The sequence below is a fragment of the Izhakiella australiensis genome (assembly GCF_002006995.1).
Lineage (GTDB): Bacteria > Pseudomonadota > Gammaproteobacteria > Enterobacterales > Enterobacteriaceae > Izhakiella > Izhakiella australiensis.
Map to the genome: position 1 here is coordinate 1 of NZ_MRUL01000048.1, position 4,820 is coordinate 4,820.

4 protein-coding genes and 4 tRNA genes are annotated in these 4,820 nt (G+C 49.7%); 1 reads left to right on the forward strand and 7 read right to left on the reverse strand.

All coding sequences use genetic code 11. The features are described from left to right. From BTJ39_RS24055 to BTJ39_RS24075, 5 genes are all read right to left on the reverse strand, one after another. Positions 1–358 (reverse strand): GTP-binding protein (locus BTJ39_RS24055; RefSeq protein ID WP_176110319.1); only part of this gene is annotated, 358 nt, incomplete at its 3' end. Positions 359–466: 108 nt separating this feature from the next. After that, positions 467–542: transfer RNA gene (locus BTJ39_RS24060), tRNA-Thr, on the reverse strand. A 6-nt stretch (positions 543–548) separates the two neighbouring features. Further along, positions 549–623 (reverse strand) — tRNA-Gly (locus BTJ39_RS24065). A gap of 175 nt (positions 624–798) precedes the next feature. Continuing rightward, positions 799–883: transfer RNA gene (locus tag BTJ39_RS24070), tRNA-Tyr, on the reverse strand. A 20-nt stretch (positions 884–903) separates the two neighbouring features. Beyond that, positions 904–979: transfer RNA gene (locus tag BTJ39_RS24075), tRNA-Thr, on the reverse strand. Between the two features lie 497 nt (positions 980–1,476). Here BTJ39_RS24075 and coaA point away from each other — a divergent pair. Beyond that, entirely contained in the window at positions 1,477–2,427 is a 951-nt protein-coding gene (gene coaA / locus BTJ39_RS24080) for a type I pantothenate kinase (protein WP_078005185.1), read from the forward strand. Between the two features lie 119 nt (positions 2,428–2,546). On the opposite strand, the gene birA is transcribed toward coaA, so the two are convergent. Beyond that, positions 2,547–3,506 carry a bifunctional biotin--[acetyl-CoA-carboxylase] ligase/biotin operon repressor BirA gene (gene birA, locus BTJ39_RS24085; protein WP_078005183.1) on the reverse strand — a complete coding sequence of 320 codons (960 nt, stop codon included), beginning with the start codon at positions 3,504–3,506 and terminating at the stop codon, positions 2,547–2,549. Then, on the reverse strand, positions 3,503–4,540 hold the full coding sequence (gene murB / locus BTJ39_RS24090) for a UDP-N-acetylmuramate dehydrogenase (protein ID WP_078005184.1): 1,038 nt from the start codon (positions 4,538–4,540) through the stop codon (positions 3,503–3,505). Before murB ends, birA begins: the two co-directional genes overlap by 4 nt. Positions 4,541–4,820 lie beyond the last annotated feature (280 nt).

Below are 4,820 nucleotides of genomic sequence, written 5' to 3' on the forward strand. Positions count from 1 at the left end.
TGTGCTCACGCGTCTGCGGCATCGGGCCGTCAGTCGCTGCAACTACCAGGATCGCGCCGTCCATCTGGGCAGCACCGGTGATCATGTTTTTCACGTAGTCGGCGTGTCCCGGGCAGTCAACGTGTGCATAGTGACGGGTCGGGGTTTCGTACTCAACGTGAGAAGTGTTGATGGTGATACCACGTGCTTTTTCTTCCGGCGCGTTATCGATCTGATCGAACGCACGAGCCTGGCCACCAAACTTTTTAGACAGAACGGTGGTGATTGCAGCAGTCAGGGTGGTTTTACCGTGGTCAACGTGACCGATGGTACCCACGTTTACGTGCAGTTTGTTACGTTGAAATTGCTCTTTAGCCATCGCTAGTCCCTCTAAGACTCGGATATATCGGAGATATCGTCACATCAACCAGGCAAAGCCCGACTGTTTCATTAATACAGAGAGAGAATCAGGAAGGAGATAAAGAAGTGGTGCTGATACCCAGAGTCGAACTGGGGACCTCACCCTTACCAAGGGTGCGCTCTACCAACTGAGCCATATCAGCACGTCTTGGAGCGGGCAGCGGGAATCGAACCCGCATCATCAGCTTGGAAGGCTGAGGTAATAGCCATTATACGATGCCCGCATCCTGGAACTCGGCTACCTGTTCTGTCTGTAGCTTGTGAATAATAAGGCAAGTTTCCTTATTATTCGAGCCAACTGCTAATTTTCGTTGGCGTTGACTGTGCTTATGCTCAGCCGGTAAACCTTGTGTGAAGACGCTGTTGCTCACTTGGATCCATTAAACCATCAGGTTTGAATGGTGGTGGGAGAAGGATTCGAACCTTCGAAGTCTGTGACGGCAGATTTACAGTCTGCTCCCTTTGGCCGCTCGGGAATCCCACCTATCCAAATTTTTTACTTGATGGTGCCGGCTACCGGAATCGAACTGGTGACCTACTGATTACAAGTCAGTTGCTCTACCTACTGAGCTAAGCCGGCATCAAGTGACGCGCATTCTAGGAAGATAGAAGGCGCTATGCAACTAAAAATTTTCATTTATGGCTTCAATGCTCACTATTTGCGCAAATGGGGATAAAATCCTGGTATGCTCGCTATTTTCTGACTACTTTGTCTTCAGCACAGGGCGATTCCGCCGCTAAAAACAGGCATAAATAGTCAATGAATTCACTCCGCAGATGCTGGTTCCCCTCACCAGTTAATCCTGCCGGCCCCATGCTGGGTTCTTTGCGGCGATTTTCGCCTTCGGGTCAGCTGGCAGGCGGAATACGAAAACGCAAATAGTGCGGGTTTAGTCGGATTTACATCTGCCGTTCCATCATTTTTCCTTCAGGTTACCCGTGGCTGATGGTAACCTGCCGCCCATTGTTTTTTTGAAAGTTTCTGTTTGTTACCTGGCGACGGAATCTGCTAAGCACAGCGGCGCATTTCATATTAAGGTATCTACAGAAAACATTAATGCTGGCCGACGCAAACACATGAGTAAAACACATTCGCTGGTTAAAACACCTTATCTGCAATTTGGCCGTGCCCAGTGGGCTGCGCTGCGTAATTCAGTGCCGATGACGCTGACCGAAGATGAAATTGCACAGTTAAAGGGGATTAACGAAGATCTGTCTCTGGAAGAAGTCGCAGAGATTTATCTGCCGCTTTCGCGTCTGCTGAACTTCTATATTAGCTCTAATGTGCGACGCCAGACCGTTCTGGAGCAGTTTCTTGGCACCAACGAGCAAAAGGTGCCTTATATCATCAGTATTGCCGGCAGCGTGGCGGTAGGAAAAAGTACTACCGCGCGCGTTCTGCAAGCCCTTCTCAGCCGTTGGCCCGGTCACCGCAAAGTAGAACTGATCACCACCGATGGCTTCCTGCATCCAAACGCGGTGCTGAAAGAACGTGGCTTAATGAAAAAGAAAGGCTTCCCGCAGTCTTACGATATTCATCGCCTTGTAGACTTTGTCTCAGCATTAAAATCGGGTGCAGCGCAGGTAACCGCGCCGGTTTATTCGCATTTGATTTACGACGTAGTCCCTAATGGCGACAAAGTGGTACAGCAGCCGGACATACTGATTCTGGAAGGTTTGAATGTATTACAAAGCGGGATGGATTATCCCCACGATCCGCATCGGGTTTTTGTCTCCGACTTTGTTGATTTCTCTATTTATGTCGACGCGTCGGAAGCGCTGCTTGAAAGCTGGTATATCAATCGCTTCCTCAAACTTCGTCAGGGCGCGTTTACCGACCCTGATTCTTATTTCCACCATTATGCGAAGCTTTCGGAAGATGAAGCAGTGCAGATAGCAACCCAGCTCTGGAAAGAGATAAACTGGTTAAATCTGCAGGAAAATATTTTACCAACGCGCGAGCGCGCCAGCCTGATTATGACGAAAAGCGCCAATCATGCGGTGGAAAACGTATTGCTGCGTAAATAGTCGGGTTTTATCGCGGGGGATAAACATAAACGACCGCCCGGATAAGCAGTCGATGTTTCATGACGCCGCTGCTGGTTAATAACGCCAGCGGCCGGCTGGCGTTTGAGCGCATCAGATTTTCACTGCGGGCGTAGCGAGATCTCACCACCTACCCAAGGTTTAACAACGCCATTCTGATCCAACAGCAGAGCGCCCTGGTCGTCGATTCCTCGGGCTATGCCCAAAACTTCTCGCTCGCCGATTAATAATTTTACTGGTCGATTAAGGAAGTTATCAAGATTAGCCCAGCGCTTAACAAATGGCGCCAATCCATCCCGTTCAAATTCGGCCAGGCTGATGCGCAGCTGATTAATTAACTTCGCCGCCAGCGTGTTGCGATCGATATCAACACCGGCCTCCTGCAGGTTAATCCAGCCCTGATTTACTACCGATGCATCCGCTAAGCGCATCGATAAATTGATACCCGCCCCCAACACCACATGCGCTGCATCGCCGGTTTTTCCTGTCAACTCAACCAAAATACCTGCAAGTTTGCGATCGTTAAGGTAGAGATCGTTAGGCCATTTAACCCTTACGCCATTCGCACCGAGACTTTGCAGCACTTCGGCCATTACAATGCCGATAACCAGACTCAACCCCATGGCGGCAGCAGGCCCCTGGTCCAAACGCCAGTACATTGAAAGATAGAGATTCGCACCGAATGGAGAAAACCATTGCCTACCACGTCGCCCTCGACCTGCCTGCTGATATTCCGCAACGCAGGCCGCTCCAGGCCGCAGTGTCGCCATATTGTCCAGCAAATGTTGGTTAGTGGAACCGATCACTGGAATAACCGAGACGCCACCTTCATTAAGCTGCGCCGCAATACTTTGTTCATCCAACAATTGTATTGGCGCAGATAAACTGTACCCTTTGCCGGTTAGTGTAAATACGTCCAGTCCCCATCCCTTGAGCGTCTGCATATGCTTATTAATCGCAGCCCTGCTCATACCAAGCTGTTCACCCAGATGTTCTCCCGAGTGAAACTCACCGTCAGCCAGAATAGTAACCAGCTTTAACGGTACGCTATTGTCCTTCATGATATTTCCCTCACCGCATCCATTTCGCCTTGTGCGCCGATAAAGCGCACCTCTGGTTCCAACCAAATATCAAATTTCTCTCCAACGCGCTGGCGTACTGTCCTGGCCAACGCGACAATATCTTGCCCCGATGCGTTATCTTCATTAATCAGCACCAGAGCCTGCTGGCGGTGTACCATCGCGCCGCCAACACTAAAACCTTTGAGTTCACAACGATCGATGAGCCATCCTGCCGCCAGTTTGACTTTGTCTTCTGCCTGCGGATAACAGGGCATATGCGGATACACCTGCAGAAGCGCTTTGGCCTTTTTATCGTCAATAACAGGATTTTTAAAAAAGCTGCCCGCATTGCCTTTTACGGCAGGATCGGGAAGTTTACTCCGACGCATATGGCAAACCGCGTCAAAAACCTGCGCGGGAGTTACCGTTTCAGGATTAAGCTTTACCAAATCACCATACGTCAGAACCGGCTGCCATAACTTATCCAGTCTAAGGCCTATAGCGACAATTGCATATTCATCATGATAACGATGTTTAAATACGCTGTCTCTGTAACCGAACGCGCACTCATCGGCGCTCAACTCTATTTGCTTGCCCGTTGGTAAATGAACAATGCTAACGTATTCACAGAGCTGCTGAAACTCAACGCCATAAGCACCAATATTCTGGATTGGAGCCGAACCCGCACAGCCAGGAATCAATGCCAGATTTTCCAGCCCGGCAATGCCTTTTTGCAGGCAAAACTTCACTAACTGATGCCAGTTCTCACCCCCACCTACATGCAGATGCCAGCTATGCCCGGTTTCTTTGATTTCGATACCACGGATCCTGTTAATCAGAACCTGTCCGGAAAAATCTTCAAGAAACAAAACATTGCTGCCTTCACCAAGGATCAAAATAGGTAACTGCTGCTTCCGACTCTCTTGCCAGCATTTACAGAGCGCGTCGGCATCCCGAACTATAGTGATGTTTGCGGCTTGCGCCTCAAGATGGAAAGTATTCCACGAGGTTAAAGAATTTTGCTGGCAGGACATGAGGTAGCCTTAACTTATTTCATCTGATGCTCATATTACCCGATTATCGCTGGTTTTTTTGAGGGTTTTCTTGCGCATTGATTAGGGGTTGTTATCCAAGAGGCGGTAAAAGTATTTCCCTTTGTCAGATGAAGCTCACCCTGGACGCCGGCTGAGGCTCCGCCGCAGACGCAAAAAAGCCCCGCGCTTTCGCACGGGGCTTCTTCTTTATATGATGCCTGGCAGTTCCCTACTCTCGCATGGGGAGACCCCACACTACCATCGGCGCTACGGCGTTTCA